The organism is Mesorhizobium sp. M0771, from assembly GCF_040320155.1.
Taxonomy (GTDB): Bacteria; Pseudomonadota; Alphaproteobacteria; order Rhizobiales; family Rhizobiaceae; genus Mesorhizobium.
Genome location: NZ_JAMYPC010000012.1, coordinates 1 through 19,763, shown reverse-complemented (window position 1 = coordinate 19,763; position 19,763 = coordinate 1). Strand labels below are relative to the sequence as shown.

Sequence of the window (19,763 nt, the reverse complement as noted above, 5' to 3'; positions counted from 1 at the left end):
AACAGGCTCGGATTGGTCCAAAGCGCGTTGCGTCTCAGTGCTTCAGGTGGATCGTCACCCAGCCTTCGCGATGCAGGGTCCTGACATGCCGGAAATTCTGGCCGACATAGGCCGAGATCACCGCATTGCATTGGCGCTCGAGGATGCCGGACAACACGATCGAGCCGCCGAGGCTGATGTGCCTGGCCATCTCAGGCGCCAGCCGCATCAGCGGCCGCGCCAATATGTTGGCGACGATGAGGTCGAAAGGCGCGCGCTTGCCGAAGATCGGGTGGTGGAAGCCGGGCGCCGTCACCGTTTCAACCAGCGCCTTGACGTGGTTGAGGCGGGCATTGGCGGCGGCGACCCTGACGGCGATCGGATCGATGTCGGTCGCCAGCACCGGAATATGCGCCAGTTTGGCGACGGCGATTGCCAGCACCGCGCTGCCGGTGCCGAGGTCGAGGGCATTCCTGGGACGTTCGCGGCGCACGACCCGTTCCAGCATTTCGAGGCAGCCGGCCGTGGTGCCGTGATGGCCGGTGCCGAAGGCAAGGCCGGCCTCGATCTCGATGGCGAGTTCGCCGCTGTGGCGCTTCCGGCGGTCATGCGCGCCATGGACGAAGAAACGTCCGGCGCGCACCGGCTTCAGTCCCTCCAGCGAGCGCGCCACCCAGTCGATGTCGGGCAAAACCTCGCGCTCGATCGGCTTCGACAGGGACAGTCCCACAAGGCTGTCTTTTAGCCGCGCCTCAACCGCGTCGACATTGCCGTCGGTGTAGAGCGAAACCTCATAGATGTCGCGGTCTTCATCGACTTCGAGCACGGCGATCGGCAGGCCTTCATCCTCGAAAGCCGGCTCGAGCGCGGCAAATATGCGGTCGGCCTCGATCTTCCCAGCGATGAAGTGGAGCCTGGTCTGACCCATCAGTTGGTCTCTTGCTTGAGCATGATCTCTGGACAACACTTTTCTGTCCGAGAAAACCGGATTCCACATTTAGGGATCATGCCTAGCCTGCTGCCAGCCGCTTCAGCTTGGCAATCGCGGTATCGGCGCTTTCGCCATAGGCGATGGTGCCCGAAAACTCGCCCTTGGCATTGAGCAGCAGCGCCGAGGCGGTGTGGTCCATCGTATAATCGCCGTCGCCGGTGTCGACCTTCTTCCAGTAGATGTTGAAGGACTTCGCCATGGCGTGCACCTTGTCGGGATCGCCCGATATGCCGACGATGCGGTCGGAGAAATTGCTGACGTAAGTGTTCATCACAGGCGGCGTGTCGCGCTCTGGATCGACGGTAACGAAGTAGGCGTTGAGGTTCTTGCCGTCGTCGCCCAGCGTCTTCAGCCAGCCGGCCATTTCGAACAAAGTGGTCGGGCAGACTTCCGGGCAATGGGTGAAGCCGAAGAAGACGATGCTGGGTTTTCCCCGGAAGGCGGCTTCGGTGATTGGCGCGCCTTTCTGGTCGACCAGCGTGAATGGCGCGCCATACGGTTCGCCACCATAGTGGCCGCGATAGAAGTCAAAGGTGAGCCAGCCGATGCCCGCCGCCATCAGAACGAGAATGCCGACCAGAATTGAACGCATCATCAGGAATTGTCCGTAGCAGAAATCATCGAGCGCCGGATCGGCGCCTCTCTGCCGGCAGTCTTAGCCGGTCGCAGGGGGCAAGGCAAAGATGCCGCGTTGCCGCAACCGGGCTGGGCGCTACCTTGCAAACAGCTGGCCCTTATCCCACCTGAGACCGGCAAACTGAACCTGAGGAGGCTCCCTTGCATAGACGGACTGGGCAGAGACGGATTGGGCAGAAACTGATCGGCGGCGCGCTGGCCGCATGCATTGCCCTTGGCGCCGGTGCCGCAGCGGCAGAGGAAGTCGGCAAGGTCAGCGTCGATTGGGTCGGCAACGACATCATCGTCGAGGCGATCAAGGATCCCAAGATCGACGGCGTGACCTGCCATGTCTCCTATTTCGACCGCAGCGTCATCGACCGGCTGCACAAGGGCAACTGGTTCGAGGATCCGTCTGATTCCTCGATCTCCTGCCGCCAGACCGGGCCGATCACCATCGGCGACATCGACATGAGCGAGGGCGGCGAAGAGGTGTTCAAGCAAGGCATCAGCCTGATCTGGAAGAAGCAGGTGGTGAACCGCATCTACGACAAGAAGAACGAGACGCTGATCTATCTCTCGCATTCGCGCCAGGTGCAGGACGGCTCGGCGAAAATGTCGGTGACGACCGTGCCGCTGTTCAGCCAGAACGTGGTGTGGACCGGCGGCAAGCCGAAATAGCGGATTCTCCGGGCGCAACGCGACAATTGCTTCCGCAATTGTGCGGGGGTAAATCCGCCAGATGGACCGTACCGAAAACCTCGTCCTGAAAGATCCGGAGCCGCGCATCCATCCGACCGCGGAGCTGAAAGCGTGCAAGCTTGGCCGCTATGCCTCGATCGGCGAACGGGTGGTGCTGCGCGAGGTCAATGTCGGCGATTTCTCCTATTTCGAGCGCCACGCCGAGGCGATCTACACGACGATCGGAAAATTCTGCTCGATCGCCGCCAACAGCCGCATCAATGCGCTAGAGCATCCGATCGAGCGGATCACGCAGCACAAGCTCAGCTACCGGCCGAACGAGTATTTCCGCTGGCTGGGCGTCGACGCAGCGTTCCGCGCGCGGCGGCAGGCCAAGGCGGTCAGCATCGGCAACGATGTCTGGATCGGCCATGGCGCCGTCATCATGCCCGGCATCAGCATCGGCAATGGCGCCATCGTCGGCGCCAATGCGGTGGTGACGCGGAATGTACCGGCCTACACAATCGTCGCCGGCGTACCGGCAAAGCCGTTGCGCATGCGCTTTCCCTCCGAGATCGCGGCGCGGATCGAAAGCCTCGCCTGGTGGGACTGGCCGCCGGAGAAACTCGCCAAAGCGGTTCCCGACATGCAGGCCTTGCCGATTGAGGATTTCCTCCATCGCTGGGAGCAAGAGCATTCCTGAGAGCTCGCCGCGCGTGCGCGGTTTCATCGACTGGCTGGCCGAAATCCTGGCGCCAAAATTCTGAACGGCACGTGTCGGGAAGAGTTCCGCCGGCTGCGGCAACGCAACGAACCCCTTCCGCCATGCGGGGGTGGCGCAGCGGAAGGGGCTTGGAGACAAATCCGCGTGAAGCGGAAGGAACAGGTTTTGGCCTGCATGGCGACTATGGCAACAAACCGATAAGGCGGCTTTTCACGGCGCTGCGCCTTTGGCGTGCATACAATTGCATCAGCGATGCCCTCTGCGACAGGGAACCGGAAGCGGCTGCCGGTTGTTTATTGTTGGAGCGATGAATGGGCGTCGGGCAGTTTATCGCGCTTTGAACGGTCGAGGATGTGAATGATCGAAAAGCTGTTTACCAGAATCGCCAACACCGTTTCGCACTTGGCGGGCCTGCCGCCGACTTTCATCGCCTGCTGCGCCATCGTTATCGTCTGGGCGGTAAGCGGGCCATTCTTCGGCTTTTCCGATACGTGGCAGCTCGTCATCAACACGGGAACGACGATCATCACCTTTCTGATGGTGTTCCTGATCCAGAACACCCAGAACCGCGACGGCGCCGCGGTTCAGGCCAAGCTCGACGAACTGATCCGCGTCAGCGAGGGCCACAATCATTTCATCGGCATCGAGCACCTGACCGAATCCGAGGTCGAGGAGATCAGAGACAAATGCGAGCGGGCGGCAAAACGCCATGACCACGAGCTCGCCGAACTCGCGGCCAAGAAGGCCGTCGCGCAAAAGCGCACCGCGAAAAAACGCGCGCCCGCCTGAGTCTCGGCTTTGGCTGAGTTCGACGATCAGTTTCCCATAAAGGCCGCGAAAGCGTCCTTATGGTCGGGGTGCCAGCGCGAGAGAGCAGGCCGGTTCTCGATGATGTCGCCGATCGCCCAGGCCATGCGCTTTTCATCGGTCGGGCGCATCACCTCATTGTCGGGGCAGAGGATGTAGAAGTCCCCACGCGCCAGCGAAGCCAGCATGAAGTCGACCACCTGCTCGCCGGTCCAGGCGCCAGCCGGTTTTTCGACCGCTCCTTCGGTGAGGCCGGTGAAGGTGAAGCCGGGAATGAGAAGATGCGCCGCGACCTTCGCGCCCGGCTCGTTGCGCAATGCGTGCGCCAAGCCTTCGGTGAACGTCTTCAACGCCGATTTGGAGACGTTGTAGGCGAGATTGCCGGGTGGCGTGGTGATGCCTTGCTTGGAGCCGGTGTTGATGATCAGGCCAGGCTCTCCGGAGGCCAGCATGGCCGGAGCGAAGGCCTCGACGCCATGTACGACACCCCAGAAATTGATGTCGATCAGCCGCTTCCAGGCGTCGCCGTTCTCCCACGGTTTTCCCGGATTGTTGCCGACGCCGGCATTGTTCATCAGCAGCGATACGGCGCCGAAAGCGGCATGCGTCTTTTCCGCCAGCCGGCCGAGTTCGTCGGCCTTCGACACGTCGGTGGCGACGGCAAGCACGGCATTCTCGCCGGTGATCGCGGCGACTGCCTGGCGGGCCGCATCGAGGCGCGCGCCGCCAATGTCGGCCAGCACCAGTCTCATGCCCATAGCCGCCAGCCTTTTGGCGGCGGCAAGCCCGATGCCGCTGGCGCCCCCGGTGACGACGGCGACGTTGCCTCGGTTGAGGGCGGGCAAAGCGGATTGGATTTCGGCGTCGGAGGTCATGATCTTTTTCCTAGGGTTCGGGTGGCGCCGAACTTAGCGCGGGACGCGCATCGTGCAAGGCCGTCCCGCGTGTTCGGGTTGACCGCATCAACGGCGGCCGTGCATGCTGCGGCTGAACAGGAGACTGCCGATTGACCGACTGGGTTGCGATCCTGAAGGAGCAGACCGCCACCGGCGACCAGATGGGCCGCGAGGTGCCACAGATGCTTGCCAATCCGGACATAAGCGAAGCGCAGGTGAAGACCTTGTTTTCGGCACTCGAAAAACAGGCCGAGTTCGTCGAGAAATTGCGCATGGCGCTGGAAAAATTCGGCCATGATTTTTCGATCATCAAGGCGGCCGAGCGGCTGGAGGAGCGCTATGCCGACCTTGCGGCGTCGGTTGCCGAAAAGCTGAAGGCGATGCGCAAGTAGAGACGTCCTACGCTACTTTTCCAGCACCCGCGAAAAACGCGTGTCCGGCACGAACCAGACGGCGGCCACCAGCACGAAGATCGCAACGCCGATCCATTGGTTGACGAAGGCAAGCGGGACGGCTGCGGCGTAGAGGGCCACCGAGATCTTGCCCTTGCGGTCATTGCCCAGCGCCTTGGCGAAGGCGGTGTCGTTGCCGTGCAAATGGTGCAGCTTGGTGGCGAGAAAGGTGTAGGCGACCGCACACAGCACCAGGTCGATGCCATAGACGGCGACGGGGACCGGCGCGAAATGGTTCTCGCCCATGAAGGCCGTCGTTGCCGGCATCAGCGACAACCAGAACAGAAGGTTGAGGTTGGCCCACAGCACGCGGCCGTCGACCCTTTGGACGGTGTGGAACATGTTGTGCAGATTGTTCCAGTAGATGCCGACATTGATGAACGACAAGACATAGCTGAAAAAGATCGGCCACAGCGGCAGAAGCGCTGAAAAATCCTCGCCATGCGGCACTTTCAGCTCCAGCACCATGATGGTGATGATGATGGCGACCACCCCATCGGTGAATGCCTCGACTCTACCTTTTCCCATGGTTTCTCCCTCTCGATGGAAAGACGTTAAGCGAGGACTTCGGGCAAGACCATCCTGACAAGGTTGTCAGGATGAAGTTCGGCGCGTGGAACGGCCATCCTTACATGGACGTTGGGGCGCAATTGGGCGTTGGGCGATTGGCCGGAGGTTGCCATGACCAGCTATGCCGAGACCACGACGCGCGACAACGGACTCGATGGCCGGCCCGCGATGGCCGCGGTTGCCGCCATGATCGCCGCGCTGTTCGCCGGCAGCACGGTGCTGACGCCGCTTTACGTCATCTACAAGCAGGCCTTCGGTTTCTCGCAGATCACGCTGACGCTGGTCTACGCCGTCTATGTCGTCGGCAATCTCGGCGCATTGCTGATGTTCGGGCGCTTGTCCGACGGCATTGGCCGCCGTCCTGCGGCGCTGGCGTCGATGGCCATAGCGGTGGTCAGCGCGGTGGTGTTCCTGCTGGCCGAGAATGTCGCATGGCTCGATGTCGCCCGCATATTGAGCGGCCTTGGCATCGGCGTCGGCGCTGGAACCGGCACGGCCTGGCTTGCCGAATTGATCGAAGGTAAGGACAAATCGCGCGCGGCAATCATCGCCACCAGCACCAACTTCGTTGGCCTTGGCCTCGGCGCGCTGGCATCGGGCCTGCTCGCCGAATATGCGCCCTGGCCGTTGAGACTAACGTTTGCGGTCTATCTTGCCTTGCTGGTGGTGGTGACGCTGCTGATCTGGCGTACCCGCGAAACCGTGTCCCGGCCGGGCAGGCTGACCGACGTTTCGTTGCGGCCACGGCTATCGGTGCCGAGCGATATCCGCGCTGCCTTCGTGGCGCCGGCGGTCACCGGTTTCGGCGCCATGGCGCTGGTCGGCTTCTATGCAGCCCTGGCGCCGAGCATCCTGGCGCAGCAACTGCATGTGGCCAACCATGCCGAGGCCGGCGCGCTGTTCTTTGAACTGTCGATCGTTGCGGCCGCGACCATTCTGGCCACGACCCGACTGTCCAGCCGCGCCGGCATGCTGGCCGCGCTGGCGCTGATGATCCCGGCCGTAGGGCTGATGGTTGCTGCTCAGTTTTTCGCGTCGATGTCCCTGATGGTTGCCGCCACCGCTGTGTGCGGCGTGGCGGCGGCGCTCGGCTATCGCGGCGGCCTGCAGGTGGTGAACCAGATCGCACCTGCCGAGCGTCGCGCCGAATTGGTGTCGGCGTTCTTCATCTGCTGCTTCTGCGGCAATGCGCTGCCGGTGATCGGCATTGGGCTGCTGTCGAGTTGGGCCACTCCGACGACGGCAAGCCTGGCCTTCGCCGGCATGATCACGCTGTTCTCTGTCGTAGCGCTGGGGTTCGGCGTCAAATACGCGCGCTGAGCCTCACCCGTTTGGCGTCTCGGGCGCCATGTTTGCCCGTCCGCGCGGGATGCCGAGGCCGGTGTCGGGCGGCTCGCCGGCGGCCGGCCGGTCCTCGATCATGTGCATGGTGCGCCAGCGGCCGAAGCGATAATAGGCGGCGGCCAGCACCAGCGAGGTGATCGATCCCGCCGGAAAACTCCACCACAGCGCTTCCTCGCCGATGTAGCTCCTGAAGAAGTAGGCAAAGCCGGTACGCACGACCAGCACGGAAATCACCAGAATGATCAGCGGCGGCATCACGGCACCGGTGGCGCGCACGGTGGCGAACAGCACGATGGTGACGCCGAACAGGATGAACGACCAGGACGCCACCTTGTTGATGTGGGCTGCAATGTCGATTGCGATGCTGTCGCGGCTAAGGAACAGGCCGAGCACCGGCCTGTCGAAGAGGAACAGCAGCGCCACCAGGGCGCCGGTGAGCACCAGGTTGAAGCCGACGCCGGACGCCGCGATGCGACCGATGCGGTCCCAGCGCCCGGCGCCGACATTCTGGGCCGCCATCGACGAGACTGCGGCTCCGATCGCCAGTGCAGGCATCTGGATATAGGTCCACAGCTGCGCCGCGATGCCGTAGGCGGCGGCGACCTGCGAGCCGTAGGAGTTGACGATGCCCATGACGGTCAGCGCCGCCGCCGAAATGACGATCATCTGCAGGCCCATCGGCACGCCCTTGAAGACGACGATCCTGAGCAGCGCCGGATCCGGCCGCAGCAGAGCGAGGTTGGCGCCGGCGAGCCGCAGCGGATGCTTTCTGGCATAAAGCACGACGAGGATGGCGATCACGCTCACTGTCTGGCCGATCAGCGTCGAGGTGGCGGAGCCGGCGATGCCGAGCTCGGGGAAGGGGCCGATGCCGCGAATGAGCAGCGGATTGAGGATGATGTCGAGCACGACGGCGAGCGCCATGAAGAAGAATGGCGTGCGCGAATCACCCGCACCGCGCAGCACCGTCATGACGAAGGACAGAAGATTCATCATCGGCACGGCGACGAAGATGATACGCAGATAGGAGCGCGCCAGCGGCAGCGCATCGGGCGGGGTGCCCAGTGTGTTGAGGATGGCGTCGACCCAGATCCAGCCGCAGACGGCGAAGATAGCCGAGACGAGGAAGAAGAAGCTGGCGCTGGTGCCGACGATGCGCCGCGCCTCGGGCAGGTCGCGGGCGCCGACCGATTGCGCCACCAGGATGGTCGCGGCCATGCCGATCCCGAACACGGTGCCGAGAATCAGGAACAGCACCAGATTGGCGTTGGAGGTGGCGGTCAGCGCCGATTCACCGAGGAAGCGGCCGACCCAGACGGCGTTGATCGAACCGTTGAGCGATTGCAGCACGTTGGAGCCGAGCACCGGCAGAGCGAACAAAAGCAGCGTGCGCGGAATCGGGCCGCTGGTCAGGTCGCCGGTGCGCCGGCGCGGTGGTATTTTTTCGTCCATGGGCTGTTCGGCGAAGGTTCATCTCAAAGTCCGCCCGGCAATGATCGCCGATTTGACGGACAAGGTCGATGCGGCATTGGAACATGCCACCTGGCGGCTTCACGCTAATCAGTTCTCAAAACATCCGGAATGGGATATGGGTCGTCGCCGCGTGGGGTCGCATATCCTGTTGGATATGATGAATAGGCTGGGGGGATCATGTCCGACAATCCGCTTTTTTCCGAGCGCCTGAACCGGCGCGCGTTTCTTGGAATATCCACTTTGGGTGCCGCTGCCATGGCACTTTCGGCCTGCACCACGACCGATGTCGTGGTGCCGCCAACGCCCGCCCCGGCGCCTGAACCGGCTCTGGGCGATGCCGCCCACCATGTATTCGGCGCGCGTCGATGAGGGCTTTTCATTGCCGGCAATCCCCGTGGCCAAGCTCGATCCGAAGTTCGTGCGCCAGATCGTGGACGATCCGACCGGCGAAAAACCCGGCACGATCGTTGTCGATACATCCGAGCATTTTCTCTATCTGGTGCGCGACGGCGGCAAGGCAATGCGCTATGGCGTCAGCCTCGGCAAGGCCGGGTTTGGCTGGACCGGCAGCGCCGTGATCCAGGCGCGCAAGAAATGGCCGGTGTGGACGCCGCCGCCCGAAATGATCCAGCGCCGGCCGGAACTGGCGAAATACAAGGACGGCATGCCGCCCGGACCGCAGAGTCCGCTCGGCGCGCGCGCGCTCTATCTGTTCCGCGACGGCAAGGACACGATGTACCGGCTGCACGGCACGCCGGAATGGGATTCCATCGGCAAGAACGCGTCGTCGGGCTGCGTGCGCTTCATGAACCAGGACATCATCGACCTCTACAGCCGGGTCAACGGCGTAGCCCAGGTCTATGTGCGCCCGAACCTGTCGGCCGCGGGCAAGATCATGGCTGTGTCGAGCCGGACCGCCGAGCCGATCGATGCCGGCGTGCCAAGGGATGCGGAGATCTTGAAATAGGTGCCTTCACGGCATCGCTGATCGCCGACAAACGGTTAGAGGCGGACGCGCCGGGCGCGTCCCCCTTTCCGTATACGGCTACTTGTTGGCGAGGCCCGGAAGCGTGACCTGATAGACCAGGAACATGGTGTCGACATCGGCGCCGTCGTCGGCCTTGTAGGGCGCGCCGACCTGAAAACCGTCCTGGGTGAGAAAGTCGTTATCGTTGCCGACGAACAGGAAATAGTCGTCGGGCAGCGCCGGATCGAGCACGCTGACCACCGACATCGCTTCCCACTTCTCCGAGAGATTGTCCTTGTCGTTCGGCTTGCCGTCATGCAGGCCGAAACGGCCGAGTTCCTTGTTGTCGTTGATGTCAATGAACGGCGTCAGCTTGGCCGGGGTCACCGAGGGGTCGAGCACGCCCTTGGGCGCCAGCGGCTTGTCGGCGGCATCGAAGGCGCCGCCGGCAATGTCGGTGGCGCCAGAGACGTCGACGACGAAAATCTGGCGCAGCAGCGAAGTATCGCCCTTCACCCCCTGGCCGTTTCCGCTATCGCGCGCCAGCATCAGGAAGGTCTTGTCGGACAGCGCCACGATTTCGCTCTGCGCGGCGACCTTGGTCTTGTCCTTGGCGTCCTTGAACACCGGCAGCGGCACGGCATATTCATGCACCAGCTTGAGATGGGCCGGGTCGGCGGCGTCGTAGACCAGCGCGCGGGTGTTCTGGCGCGTCGCGGGCGAATCGCCGCCATCCTGGCGGGGCGCCGACTGCAGCACAGCGATCAGCGACTTGCCGTCCGGCGTCAGCGCCATGCCTTCGAGGCCTTGATTGTTCTGGCGGCCGGTTTCGGGATCCTTCGGATCGGGTTCGGCTGCACCGGGGCCCGGATTGTCGGAGGCGAAGTTCGGCGCGCCCTTGCGCATCGGCACCAAAGCGGCGGGCGGCTGCGTTGCCGACAACAGATGGCCGTCGGCCGAGAAGCGGTAGATGTTGGGGCCGTATTCGTCAGAGATGAACATGGTGCCGTCGGGCAGCCGCGCGATCGCCTCATTGTCGAGCGCCAGCTTGCCATTGGCCTCGGGCAGGATCGGCAGGTCGCCATTGGCCGCGCGCACGCCGTTGAGCGGATCGAGACCGGTGGCGTCTGCGCCCTTGTCGTCGGTGAGCAGCAGGGAATCGGCTAGCGTCGCCTTGACGCCGGTCCGTTCCTGGCCGGCGGTGGGCGTGGCGCCCAGTGCGGTCGGCGTGAATTCGATATGAATAGTGTTGAGGCGCGGCCGGTAGTCGGTGGTGCCGACGACATTGTAGCCGCGGTCGGGCAGCAACCAGAGCGAGCCCTTGTAGCCGTCCGCGCCACGGGTCCAGCTTGCGGCGTCGATCGACATGCCGGAGCCGGAGCCGAAGGTCTCGCCGAACTTGTCCTTCTGATCGGCCGGAATGCGGCCGACGCCGACCAGGCCCTTGTTGACGAAGCCGCCAACGGTGGCGGTGCTGTCGGCAAGGGCAGGGGTCAGGGCGGTAAACAGCGCCAATGCGGCGCCGAGCGACACGGTTCGGTGCAGATTTTTCATGGAGATCCTCTTTGTGACAAGCCTTGAGCGGCGCAAAGGGGCCACCGCATCGCATGGACGATGTCGCCCTCTCGCAAAGCGGTCTAGGACGCGAACATGATACTTGCGTGACAGAGAGGGCCTCTTCCTTCTCCCTTGTAGGAGAGGGAAGAGCGCAATGATCAATCGCTGTCGCGCGCGATCAGCTCCAGGGGCCAGACTTCGCGGATGATGCGCGGGCCTTCCGGGCCGGCAAAGGCCGGAAGCGATGCCAGCAGCATTTCGGCCAGCCGCCGGCCCATGGGCTCCAGCGACGGACGGAAGGCGGTCAGCGCCGGCGAGAAATAACGGCAGAGCGGCGTGTCGACGATGACGATCACCGCGATGTCGTGGCCGGGCCTGATGCCCATCTCGGCCAGTGCCTTGCAGCCGCCGAGCGCCATTGCGTCATTGTTGAAGATGATGGCTGTGGGCCGGTCCTTGGAGAGCATCACGCGCGGCGTCACCTGGTAGCCGCCTGCCTCGTTGATGAAGCCGTCGGCGATCAGGCCGGGGTCGACTTCGATGCCATGCCGCTCCAGCCCCTTGCGGTAGCCGTCGAGGAAAAGGTAGCCGAAGTTGAGATCAAGCGAAGGGCGGATGGCGGCAATGCGGCGGTGGCCGCGCGCGACCAGCCGGTCGACGGCTTCATCACCCGCCCTCTCGAAATCTATATCGAGCGAAGGATAGGTGTCGTCGCCGGATTGACTTCGGCCAAGCGTGGCGAAGGGAAAGCCGGCCTTGCTGAGATAGTCGATCCGATCGTCTTCCCGCCGTGTATTGGCCAACACGACCGCGTCGGCCCGGCGCGTCTCAACCACGCGGCGCAGCCTCTCCTGCTGATATTGGCCGGGCTCGCCCATGACGACCATCAGATCCAGGTCATCCTCGGCCAGCCGGCCCTGCAGACCGATCAGGAACGGGATGAAGAACGGTTCGCCATATTGCTGGTCGCCCGGATGCGGCTGCAGCATGAAGGCGATCGAATGGGTGGTGCCTTGCCGCAGGCTGCGGCCGGACTGGTTGGGCGAATAGTTCAATTGCTTGGCGGCGGCGAGCACGCGCTGGCGGGTGTCGGCATTGACGTCGGCGCGGCCGTTCAACGCCCGCGACACGGTGCCGATCGAAATGTTCAGGTGACGCGCGAGGTCATGGATGCTGGACGCCAAGGACAGTTCTCCCCCTGTCTTGGCTAGCACCGGCTGCCGCCCAGGCCAAGGCTTCGGGATGATTTTCGCTGACAGCCGATTGACATTCTACGCCATCGGGTGTGTTCTCGTAAACGTTTACGGAGAAACGTTTACGGTGATGCCGGAAATGCCGTGACATTCGGTCTGGAGGGACCGGACGGGAGGAATGCCGGATGATGAATGCCGTCCTCGTCGGCTGTGGTGCGATGAGCAAGGCCTGGCTCGATGCCGCGAGGCAGATCGACGGGCTGGCCATTGTCGGCCTTGTCGATCTCGACGCCGAACGGGCGAAGGCGAGGGCGCACGAATACGGGCTCGACGGCGCGGTCATCCGCACCAGCCTCGACGCGGTGCTCGACCAGACCAGGCCCGACGCGGTGTTCGATGTCGTGGTTCCAGCCGCCCGGCGTGATGTCGCCTTTGCCGCCTTTGCCCATAATTGCCATCTGCTGACGGAAAAGCCGCTGGCCGATACTCCGGAAAATGCGCGCGCCATCGTCGATGCGGCGCGTAACGCGGGGCGCGTCCATGCGGTCGTGCAGAACCGCCGCTATGTCGCCAATGTCCGGCGCATAAGGCGCTTTCTCGACTCCGGCGCCATCGGCAAGCCAACCAGCATCCATGCCGACTTCTTCGTCGCGCCGCATTTCGGCGGCTTTCGCGAGGAGATGGCGCATGTGCTCTTGCTCGACATGGCGATCCACACATTCGACGCCGCCCGCTACATGGTCGCAGGCGATCCCGCCGGCGTCTATTGCCAGGAATGGGATCCGGCGAATTCCTGGTACCGGCAGGGCTCGTCGGCCAGCGCTATCTTCGATCTCGGCGGCGGCAAGCGCTTCACCTATGCAGGCTCCTGGTGCGCGGCGGGCTTCCGCACCAGTTGGGAGAGCACATGGCGCATCGTCGCCGAGCACGGCAGCCTGCTCTGGGACGGCGAGGACGGACTGAAGGCCGAAGTTGTGTTGTCGGTCCGCGACGGCCTGTTCGACCTGACCCAGCCCATCACAGTACCGCCGCTCGATTCCGCCGACCGCGTCGGCGGTCATCTCGGCATCATCAAGGATTTCATGCACGCCATCGAGACCGGCAGCGAGCCGGAAACCCGTGGCAGCGACAACATCAAAAGCCTGGCCATGGTTTTTGGCGCCATCGAAAGCGCCGAGACCGGACGGCGCGTCGCAATCACACAGGAAGCATCATGATGCCAAACCCGCTTCTCGACATCCGGATCGGCACCATGGTGCGGGCCAATCTCGAAGACCCGGCCGCCTACATCAAAGAGATTCTGCCGCTCGGCTTCGAGAGCATCCAGCCCTTCTTCTGGCAGACGCTGGGCGGCAAGGATTTGGCGCGGCTCGCCGGTGAGATTGGCGAGGCGATCGGCGATGCCGATGTCGCCGTGTCGTCGATCGGCGTGTTCGGCAATCCGCTGGAGGATGGCGAGGTCGATCGCGGCGTGCTCGCGGCCTGGGAAACCGTCATCGACAATGCGCATCTGTTCGGCGCTTCGATCGTCAGCGGCTTCACCGGACGTCTGCGTGGCAAGAAGCTGACAGACAGCCTGCCGCGCTTCCGTGAGGTTTGGGGTCCGCTGGCCAGGCGCGCCGCAGACAAGGGCGTGCGCATTGCCTTCGAAAATTGCGCCATGGATGGCAACTGGGCGGCCGGCGACTGGAACATCGCCCACAATCCCGATGCCTGGGAGTTGATGTTCAACGAATTGCCCGACGACAATCTCGGCCTCGAATGGGAGCCCTGCCACCAGCTTGTCTACCTCATCGACCCGATGCCGCAGATCCGCAAATGGGCGCCGCGCATTTTCCATGTCCACGGCAAGGACGCGACGGTGCGCTGGGATGTGATCCGCGAGCACGGCGTGTTCGGCAAGCTGCCCTTCGTGCAGATGCGCACGCCCGGGTTTGGCGACAGCGACTGGACGCGGGTGATCAGCGAATTGCGGCTGGCCGGTTACAAGGGCGCCATCGACATCGAGGGCTGGCACGACCCGGTCTATCGCGGCGACCTCGAAATCACAGGCCAGGTGCGCGGGCTGGAATACCTCAAGCAATGCCGGGGAGGAGCGACCTACCTGCCGAACCCGGCGTGACCGAGGGCCGGTGGGAGGAGCCGGCCTGACAGATTGCCAAGCACTGCCGACAAGCACTGCCGACAGGCGAACGACGAAACCCCTCGGCTCACCGAGGACAAAAGGGAGGAACGTGCATGAGCATCGCAATGAGAACGACACTTCTGCGCTCGACCGTCGTGGCCGCCGCCACGGCGCTGTGCGCTGCCATCTCCACTCTGCCGGCGCAGGCGCTCGACGCCCAGTGGTGCAAGGATGTCCACATCCGCTTTTTCGTCGGCGGCGCCGAGGGCGACGCTTTCGGCACCATCGTCTACAATGGCGCCAAGCAGGCGGCGTCCGATCTCGGGCCGAAGGTCGACTACATCTTCTCGCAGTGGGACGTCGAGAAGATGGTGCAGCAATTGCGTGAGGCCGTCGCCGTGAAGCCAAACGGCATTGCCATGATGGGCCATCCGGGCGACGCCGCGATCATGCCGCTGGCCGAACAGGCGCATAAGGACGGCATCAAGATGATGTACCAGAACGTGCCGGTGCCGAAGGTGGTGGACGCGTTCGGCGGCGGCTATGTCGGCGCCCAGCAGGAGCAGCAGGGCCGCGCGCTCGGCACTGAGGCGTTCAAGCTCGGGAAGCTCAAGTCCGGCGACAAGGCAATCATGATCGGTCCGTTCGAGAACGAGGCCCGCGGCGCGCGCGAGCGCGGCACGGTGGCAGCACTCAAGGAAGCCGGCGTCGAGGTCATCCAGCTGTCGTCGCCGCCGAGCGGCGAATGGGCGTCCGACCCCAATCTGGCGATACCGGTGATCACCGCGGCCCTGCTCAACAATCCCGACGTCAAGGCGGTCGGCTATCCCGGCGGCCAGATGCTGGGCAACGTCGCCACCTACATGCAGGCGGCAGGACGCAAGCCCGGCGACGTCTTCAACTTCGGCTTCGATACCAGCCCGCAGATCGTCGAGGCGTTCAAGGGCGGCTGGGTGCAGCTGACGGCTGATCAGCAGCCGTTTCTGCAAGGCTATCTGCCGATCCTCAGCCTTTGCCAGCAGGTGGTGCTGGGCCTGGCGCCGATGAATGTCGACACCGGGGCGGGCTTCGTCACGCCGCAGAATTACGAGATCGTCGCCGAGCTCGCCAAGCAGGCGCTGCGCTGACCTCCCAAACTGCCGGCTGGGCGCAAGCCCGGCCGGCAGGACCGCCGGCACCAGGCCGGGATGATACCACAGGAGCGAGGATCGCCATGGCCGAACGCATCATCGAACTGCGCGACATCAGCAAATCCTATGGCCAGGTCTATGCGCTGGGCGGGGTCAATCTCTCGGTCGACCGCGGCGAGGTGGTTGGCCTGATCGGCGACAATGGCGCCGGCAAATCGACGCTGATCAAGATCCTGTCCGGCGTCGTCAAGCCGACCAGCGGCGAGATCCTGGTGCGCGGCAAGCCGGTGACCGGCTGGAGTGCGGCACGCTCGCGCGACGCCGGCATCGAGACGGTCTTCCAGGATCGGGCGCTGGCCGTGCAGCAGACCATTGTGCGCAACATCTTCATGGGCCGCGAACTCACCGGCTTCATGGGCTTTCTGAAGGTCAATAAAGAGATAGAGGAGGCGAGCCGGCTGATGCGCGAGATCGGCTTCACCTCGAAGGTGTTCACGCCGCACTCGATCGTCGGCCAGCTCTCGGGCGGCGAGCGCCAGGGCGTGGCGATCGCGCGCGCCATCTACAAGCAGGCCGAGCTGATCATCCTTGACGAGCCGACGACGGCGCTGTCGCTGACCGAGACCGCCAAGGTCTTCCATTTCGTGCGCCAGGTGCGGGCGAGCGGCCGTTCGATCCTGTTCATCGGCCACAACATCCACCATGTCTTCGACATCGCCGACCGCTTCGTGGTGATTGACCGCGGCAAGGTGGCGCTGACCGCCGATCGCACCGAGGTCAAGTCGGCCGAAGAGCTGATCAATTTCATGGAAGACGTTGCGCATCCCGGAGGATTGCCGGGGCTGCACGAGGCCGGCGACGCGGAGAGGGCAGCACGATGAGCAAGACCATGGAACCCGATCTGCAGAGCCCGCTCGGCGGCAAGGCGGCCCGGCCTGAGTGGAAGCACCCGTCCGACCATTGGCTGCGCGGTTTCGTCATCGACAACCGCGCAGCGCTCGGCACGCTCGCCGTGTTCATCATCATGATGGCGGCGTTCCTGATCGCCAACCCGACCGTGTTCACCACCTGGTATCTCTACAGATCCGTGCTGACCACGCTGCCGGTTGCCCTGTTCGTGGTGGTGCCGCTGGTCTTCGTCGTCACCTGCGGCGAGATCGACCTGTCGTTTCCCGCAACCATGGGCTTTGCCTCCTGGGTGTTCGCGCTGGTGGTGCAGGCCGGCTACGATCCGTTTCTCGGCATCGCAGCGGCGATTCTCACCGGCACGCTGCTCGGCTTTCTCGTCGGATCCCTGGTCGTTTATGGGGGGCTGTCGTCGCTGATCGCCACCCTCGGCATGAATTTCCTGCTGCGGGGACTGATCCAGATCATCAACGAGGGCAGATCGACGGCATTGACCGGTCTCAGCGACAGCTGGGCGTACACCATCTTCTCCGGTCAGGTGTGGGGTTTTCCGGTACAGGTCTTATGGGCACTCGCCTTCGTCATTTTTTCGGCAATGCTCTACAACCGGCACCGCTTCGGCGCGCAGGTGAGGGTCGTCGGCGACAACCCCGACAGCGCCCAGCAAATGGGCATCGACGTCAAGCGTGTGCGGGTGAAAGTGTTCATCTTCACCGGCATCGGGGCCGCGATCGCCGGCACGTTTTCGGTGATGATCAACTTCACCTGGTGGCCGACCGCGGGCGACGGCTATCTCTTGCCGGTGCTGGCTTCGGTGTTCGTCGGCGGCACGCCGACCTGGGGCGGCATCGGTACGGTTGCCGGTGGAGCGATCGGCGCGGTCACCGTGTCGTTCATCCAGACCGGCGTCGTGGCGGCGGGCCTGAGCGGCTTCTACGTCCAGTTCTTCAACGGGCTGATCATCATCCTGTCGCTGCTGGGGCACAAGTGGAACCAGGCGCGGTACAGGTGAGGGGCGGGCTAAATTGACGGGGACGCTCATGTTGCGGACCGCATGCCCCGACGACTGGGCAGACGCCCGTCGCTTCGTCATTCTAAGGCGGAGCAGGAGCGAAGCTCCGTCGCGTAGACCCTGGAATCCATTCCGCGACCTTGGCGTGCAGCTGCGCAGGATTCCGCACCGTGGCAACGCGTTGAAGACGCGGGATGGATCCTCGGGTCTACGCTGCGTCGCTACGCTCCTTGCTCCGCCCGTGGATGACGAGGCGGGGAGGGCTCCGCCAGACTACAACAATGTGGTCGCTTGTAGGACAACAGGACAAGCGGGCGCTCACACCGCCGCCACAAACCCGTCCAGCACGCGTTTCTGGCCGGCCTTGTCGAAGTCGATGGTCAGCTTGTTGCCTTCGATGTTGGAGATGTTGCCGTTGCCGAATTTCTGGTGGAAGACGCGGTCGCCGACGCTGAAGGGCGACGGCGTGTCGGCGACGGATTTGGCGACCAGTTCGCCGTCGATGGTGCGGCCTTTGACCGAGGTGCGGCCGGCGCCGTAGCCGCTGTCGGTCTCGCCATAGCCGATGCGCTCGACCTGGTGGCCAGAGCGCGAGCCCCAGTTGCGGTCGGTCGCTTCGGTGCGGTTGGCCTGGGCGCGCTGCCAGCCCGGCGTGGCATAGGTGTTGGAAAAGGCGCCGGATTTTTCCGCGCCGACATTGTCGAAGCGCGAGGCGCCGTAGGGGTTCTGCCGTCCTGCGCCCTGGCCGCCACGGCCCGACGCGAACGAACCGCCGCCATAGGAATTGCCGTAGCCGCCGTAGGAGTTGCCGCTTTCGGCGACCTCGACATGGGCTTCCGGCAGTTCGTCCAGAAAGCGCGACGGGATGGTCGACTGCCACAGGCGGTGGATGCGGCGGTTGGAGACGAACCACAAATGCAGGTTCTTCTTGGCCCGGGTCAGGCCGACATAGGCGAGACGGCGCTCTTCCTCCAGGCCGGAGCGACCGCCTTCGTCCAGCGCGCGCTGGTGCGGAAACAGGCCTTCCTCCCAGCCGGGCAGGAAAACCGTCTCGAATTCGAGGCCCTTGGCCGAATGCAGCGTCATGATGTTGACGGCGTCCAACTCGGCATTCTGCTCGGCGTCCATGACCAGCGCGACATGTTCGAGGAAGGAGCGCAATGACTCGTATTCCTCCATGGAGCGGATCAGCTCTTTCAGGTTTTCCAGCCGGCCCGGCGCCTCGACCGAGCGGTCATTCTTCCACATGTCGGTGTAGCCGCTCTCCTCCAGAATGGTCTCGGCGAGCTCGGTGTGCGGCGTGGTTTCGAGCGCCTTCTGCCAGCGCTCGAAATTGGCCGCCACTTCGCGCAAGGCCGCGCGGGGCTTGGGCTTCAATTCATCGCTTTCGGCGAGCTTGGAGGCTGCCTCCAGCATCGGGATGCGCAACGCACGCGACGTGTCGTGGATCTGCCGGATGGTGGCTTCACCCAGGCCGCGCTTGGGGACATTGACGATGCGCTCGAAGGCGAGGTCGTCGGCGCCCTGCGCGACGACGCGGAAGAAGGCCAGCGCATCGCGGATTTCCATGCGCTCATAAAAACGCGGGCCGCCGATGACGCGGTAATTGAGGCCGAGCGTGACGAAGCGGTCTTCGAATTCGCGCATCTGGAAGGAGGCGCGGACCAGGATGGCCATGTCGTTCAGCTTGTGCTTGGCACGCTGGTAGGTCTCGATGGTTTCGCCGACGGCGCGGGCTTCCTCCTCGGAATCCCAGGCGGCGTGAACATGCACCTTCTCGTCGTCCTCGGCGACCTTCTCGGTGAACAGCGTCTTGCCGAAGCGACCCTCATTGTGGGCGATGAGGTGCGAGGCGGTGCCGAGGATGTGCGCCGTCGAGCGGTAGTTGCGTTCCAGCCGGATGATGGTGGCGCCCGGGAAATCCTTGTCGAAGCGCAGGATGTTGTCGACCTCGGCGCCACGCCAGCCATAGATGGACTGGTCGTCGTCGCCGACGCAGCAAATATTCACGCTCACGGGCTGTTCCACGCCTGCCGGCGCGGGCCCTCCGCCCCCTCTTTTTTGCGCGCCTTCGGCGTCGCGGGAGTCGCCTCGCAACGGCTCGGACGCCCGGTCGGGCTTGCGGCCTTCGGCCGATCGCGCTTTACCCTCCCCTGGATGGGGAGGGTCGCCGCGAAGCGGCGGGGAGGGGTGACTGGCGCCGGCGCTGAGGGCCCCCCCCCCCCGGGGGGGGGGGGGGGGGGGCGCCCCCCCCCCCCAAGCAGCTGCCTCTAAGCCGGTCTCTGACCGTCACTCTGTGCGCGCAACTCTAGCAGTCTGCAAAGAGCGTCCTCGCTCAAAT

17 protein-coding genes and 2 pseudogenes are annotated in these 19,763 nt (G+C 64.1%); 11 read left to right on the top strand and 8 right to left on the bottom strand.

Translation table 11 applies throughout. From position 1 onward, the window contains the following. Positions 1-34 precede the first annotated feature (34 nt). Positions 35-907, bottom strand: coding sequence for a 50S ribosomal protein L11 methyltransferase (locus tag NKI05_RS18845; RefSeq protein WP_023733063.1), 873 nt, complete (start codon positions 905-907; stop codon positions 35-37). Between the two features lie 82 nt (positions 908-989). After that, positions 990-1,565, bottom strand: coding sequence for an SCO family protein (locus NKI05_RS18840; RefSeq protein WP_023697009.1), 576 nt, complete (start codon positions 1,563-1,565; stop codon positions 990-992). A gap of 182 nt (positions 1,566-1,747) precedes the next feature. Here NKI05_RS18840 and NKI05_RS18835 point away from each other — a divergent pair, with 182 nt between their 5' ends. The 3 genes from NKI05_RS18835 (at position 1,748) to NKI05_RS18825 (ending at position 3,779) form a co-directional block, all read left to right on the top strand. Further along, on the top strand, positions 1,748-2,266 hold the full coding sequence (locus NKI05_RS18835; protein WP_032885447.1) for a CreA family protein: 519 nt from the start codon (positions 1,748-1,750) through the stop codon (positions 2,264-2,266). A gap of 61 nt (positions 2,267-2,327) precedes the next feature. Beyond that, on the top strand, positions 2,328-2,969 hold the full coding sequence (locus NKI05_RS18830) for a DapH/DapD/GlmU-related protein (protein ID WP_023697007.1): 642 nt from the start codon (positions 2,328-2,330) through the stop codon (positions 2,967-2,969). Between the two features lie 378 nt (positions 2,970-3,347). Continuing rightward, positions 3,348-3,779: a low affinity iron permease family protein gene (locus NKI05_RS18825; RefSeq protein ID WP_031197915.1), complete on the top strand. Its 432-nt coding sequence runs from the start codon at positions 3,348-3,350 to the stop codon at positions 3,777-3,779. 26 nt (positions 3,780-3,805) lie between these two features. Here the strand turns inward: NKI05_RS18825 and NKI05_RS18820 are convergent, their stop codons facing one another. Then, positions 3,806-4,672, bottom strand: a complete 867-nt coding sequence (locus NKI05_RS18820) for an SDR family NAD(P)-dependent oxidoreductase (RefSeq protein ID WP_023815565.1) — start codon at positions 4,670-4,672, stop codon at positions 3,806-3,808. A gap of 131 nt (positions 4,673-4,803) precedes the next feature. On the opposite strand from NKI05_RS18820, the gene NKI05_RS18815 reads away from it, so the two are divergent. Then, complete coding sequence (locus NKI05_RS18815) at positions 4,804-5,085, top strand: hypothetical protein (RefSeq protein WP_023668298.1); 282 nt, start codon at positions 4,804-4,806, stop codon at positions 5,083-5,085. Between the two features lie 12 nt (positions 5,086-5,097). On the opposite strand, the gene NKI05_RS18810 is transcribed toward NKI05_RS18815, so the two are convergent. Further along, complete coding sequence (locus tag NKI05_RS18810; protein WP_023682120.1) at positions 5,098-5,673, bottom strand: TMEM175 family protein; 576 nt, start codon at positions 5,671-5,673, stop codon at positions 5,098-5,100. Positions 5,674-5,826: 153 nt separating this feature from the next. Here NKI05_RS18810 and NKI05_RS18805 point away from each other — a divergent pair, with 153 nt between their 5' ends. Next, positions 5,827-7,035 carry an MFS transporter gene (locus tag NKI05_RS18805; RefSeq protein ID WP_023690889.1) on the top strand — a complete coding sequence of 403 codons (1,209 nt, stop codon included), beginning with the start codon at positions 5,827-5,829 and terminating at the stop codon, positions 7,033-7,035. 3 nt (positions 7,036-7,038) lie between these two features. Here NKI05_RS18805 and NKI05_RS18800 read toward each other — a convergent pair whose 3' ends face one another. Further along, complete coding sequence (locus NKI05_RS18800; protein ID WP_023746911.1) at positions 7,039-8,511, bottom strand: MATE family efflux transporter; 1,473 nt, start codon at positions 8,509-8,511, stop codon at positions 7,039-7,041. Between the two features lie 198 nt (positions 8,512-8,709). Between NKI05_RS18800 and NKI05_RS18795 the strand changes: the two are divergent. Next, positions 8,710-9,499 (top strand): annotated as a pseudogene (locus NKI05_RS18795) (L,D-transpeptidase). Between the two features lie 78 nt (positions 9,500-9,577). Here the strand turns inward: NKI05_RS18795 and NKI05_RS18790 are convergent. Together NKI05_RS18790 and NKI05_RS18785 are read right to left on the bottom strand one after the other, a co-directional pair. Then, the gene (locus NKI05_RS18790) at positions 9,578-11,053 is read right to left on the bottom strand and encodes an esterase-like activity of phytase family protein (protein ID WP_023815563.1); all 1,476 of its coding nucleotides are present in this window, start codon (positions 11,051-11,053) and stop codon (positions 9,578-9,580) included. Positions 11,054-11,214: 161 nt separating this feature from the next. Further along, positions 11,215-12,240 (bottom strand): LacI family DNA-binding transcriptional regulator, encoded by a 1,026-nt coding sequence (locus NKI05_RS18785; RefSeq protein WP_023682116.1) that lies wholly within the window; start codon positions 12,238-12,240, stop codon positions 11,215-11,217. Between the two features lie 194 nt (positions 12,241-12,434). On the opposite strand from NKI05_RS18785, the gene NKI05_RS18780 reads away from it, so the two are divergent. The 5 genes from NKI05_RS18780 to NKI05_RS18760 all read left to right on the top strand — a co-directional run bounded on the left by NKI05_RS18780 (position 12,435) and on the right by NKI05_RS18760 (position 17,422). After that, on the top strand, positions 12,435-13,466 hold the full coding sequence (locus NKI05_RS18780; RefSeq protein ID WP_352792891.1) for a Gfo/Idh/MocA family protein: 1,032 nt from the start codon (positions 12,435-12,437) through the stop codon (positions 13,464-13,466). Further along, positions 13,463-14,371 (top strand): sugar phosphate isomerase/epimerase family protein, encoded by a 909-nt coding sequence (locus tag NKI05_RS18775; RefSeq protein WP_023832879.1) that lies wholly within the window; start codon positions 13,463-13,465, stop codon positions 14,369-14,371. The genes NKI05_RS18780 and NKI05_RS18775 overlap by 4 nt, the downstream gene beginning before the upstream one ends. Positions 14,372-14,487: 116 nt before the next feature. Further along, on the top strand, positions 14,488-15,501 hold the full coding sequence (locus tag NKI05_RS18770; protein ID WP_023815561.1) for a substrate-binding domain-containing protein: 1,014 nt from the start codon (positions 14,488-14,490) through the stop codon (positions 15,499-15,501). An 86-nt stretch (positions 15,502-15,587) separates the two neighbouring features. Next, on the top strand, positions 15,588-16,385 hold the full coding sequence (locus tag NKI05_RS18765; protein WP_023668308.1) for an ATP-binding cassette domain-containing protein: 798 nt from the start codon (positions 15,588-15,590) through the stop codon (positions 16,383-16,385). Then, positions 16,382-17,422 (top strand): ABC transporter permease, encoded by a 1,041-nt coding sequence (locus NKI05_RS18760; protein WP_023682111.1) that lies wholly within the window; start codon positions 16,382-16,384, stop codon positions 17,420-17,422. The genes NKI05_RS18765 and NKI05_RS18760 overlap by 4 nt, the downstream gene beginning before the upstream one ends. Positions 17,423-17,740: 318 nt before the next feature. Here NKI05_RS18760 and NKI05_RS18755 read toward each other — a convergent pair. Then, positions 17,741-19,438 (bottom strand): annotated as a pseudogene (locus tag NKI05_RS18755) (ATP-dependent helicase); the annotation flags it as partial. Positions 19,439-19,763: the final 325 nt, after the last annotated feature.

Bases quoted from the DNA above. Each gene is read 5' to 3' on its own strand.
- NKI05_RS18760 (WP_023682111.1), top strand. From the start codon at position 16,382: ATGAGCAAGACCATGGAACCCGATCTGCAGAGCCCGCTCGGCGGCAAG.
- NKI05_RS18790 (WP_023815563.1), bottom strand. From the start codon at position 11,053: ATGAAAAATCTGCACCGAACCGTGTCGCTCGGCGCCGCATTGGCGCTG.
- NKI05_RS18770 (WP_023815561.1), top strand. From the start codon at position 14,488: ATGAGCATCGCAATGAGAACGACACTTCTGCGCTCGACCGTCGTGGCC.
- NKI05_RS18830 (WP_023697007.1), top strand. From the start codon at position 2,328: ATGGACCGTACCGAAAACCTCGTCCTGAAAGATCCGGAGCCGCGCATC.
- NKI05_RS18780 (WP_352792891.1), top strand. From the start codon at position 12,435: ATGATGAATGCCGTCCTCGTCGGCTGTGGTGCGATGAGCAAGGCCTGG.
- NKI05_RS18765 (WP_023668308.1), top strand. From the start codon at position 15,588: ATGGCCGAACGCATCATCGAACTGCGCGACATCAGCAAATCCTATGGC.
- NKI05_RS18800 (WP_023746911.1), bottom strand. From the start codon at position 8,511: ATGGACGAAAAAATACCACCGCGCCGGCGCACCGGCGACCTGACCAGC.
- NKI05_RS18810 (WP_023682120.1), bottom strand. From the start codon at position 5,673: ATGGGAAAAGGTAGAGTCGAGGCATTCACCGATGGGGTGGTCGCCATC.
- NKI05_RS18840 (WP_023697009.1), bottom strand. From the start codon at position 1,565: ATGATGCGTTCAATTCTGGTCGGCATTCTCGTTCTGATGGCGGCGGGC.
- NKI05_RS18775 (WP_023832879.1), top strand. From the start codon at position 13,463: ATGATGCCAAACCCGCTTCTCGACATCCGGATCGGCACCATGGTGCGG.
- NKI05_RS18825 (WP_031197915.1), top strand. From the start codon at position 3,348: ATGATCGAAAAGCTGTTTACCAGAATCGCCAACACCGTTTCGCACTTG.
- NKI05_RS18820 (WP_023815565.1), bottom strand. From the start codon at position 4,672: ATGACCTCCGACGCCGAAATCCAATCCGCTTTGCCCGCCCTCAACCGA.
- NKI05_RS18845 (WP_023733063.1), bottom strand. From the start codon at position 907: ATGGGTCAGACCAGGCTCCACTTCATCGCTGGGAAGATCGAGGCCGAC.
- NKI05_RS18805 (WP_023690889.1), top strand. From the start codon at position 5,827: ATGACCAGCTATGCCGAGACCACGACGCGCGACAACGGACTCGATGGC.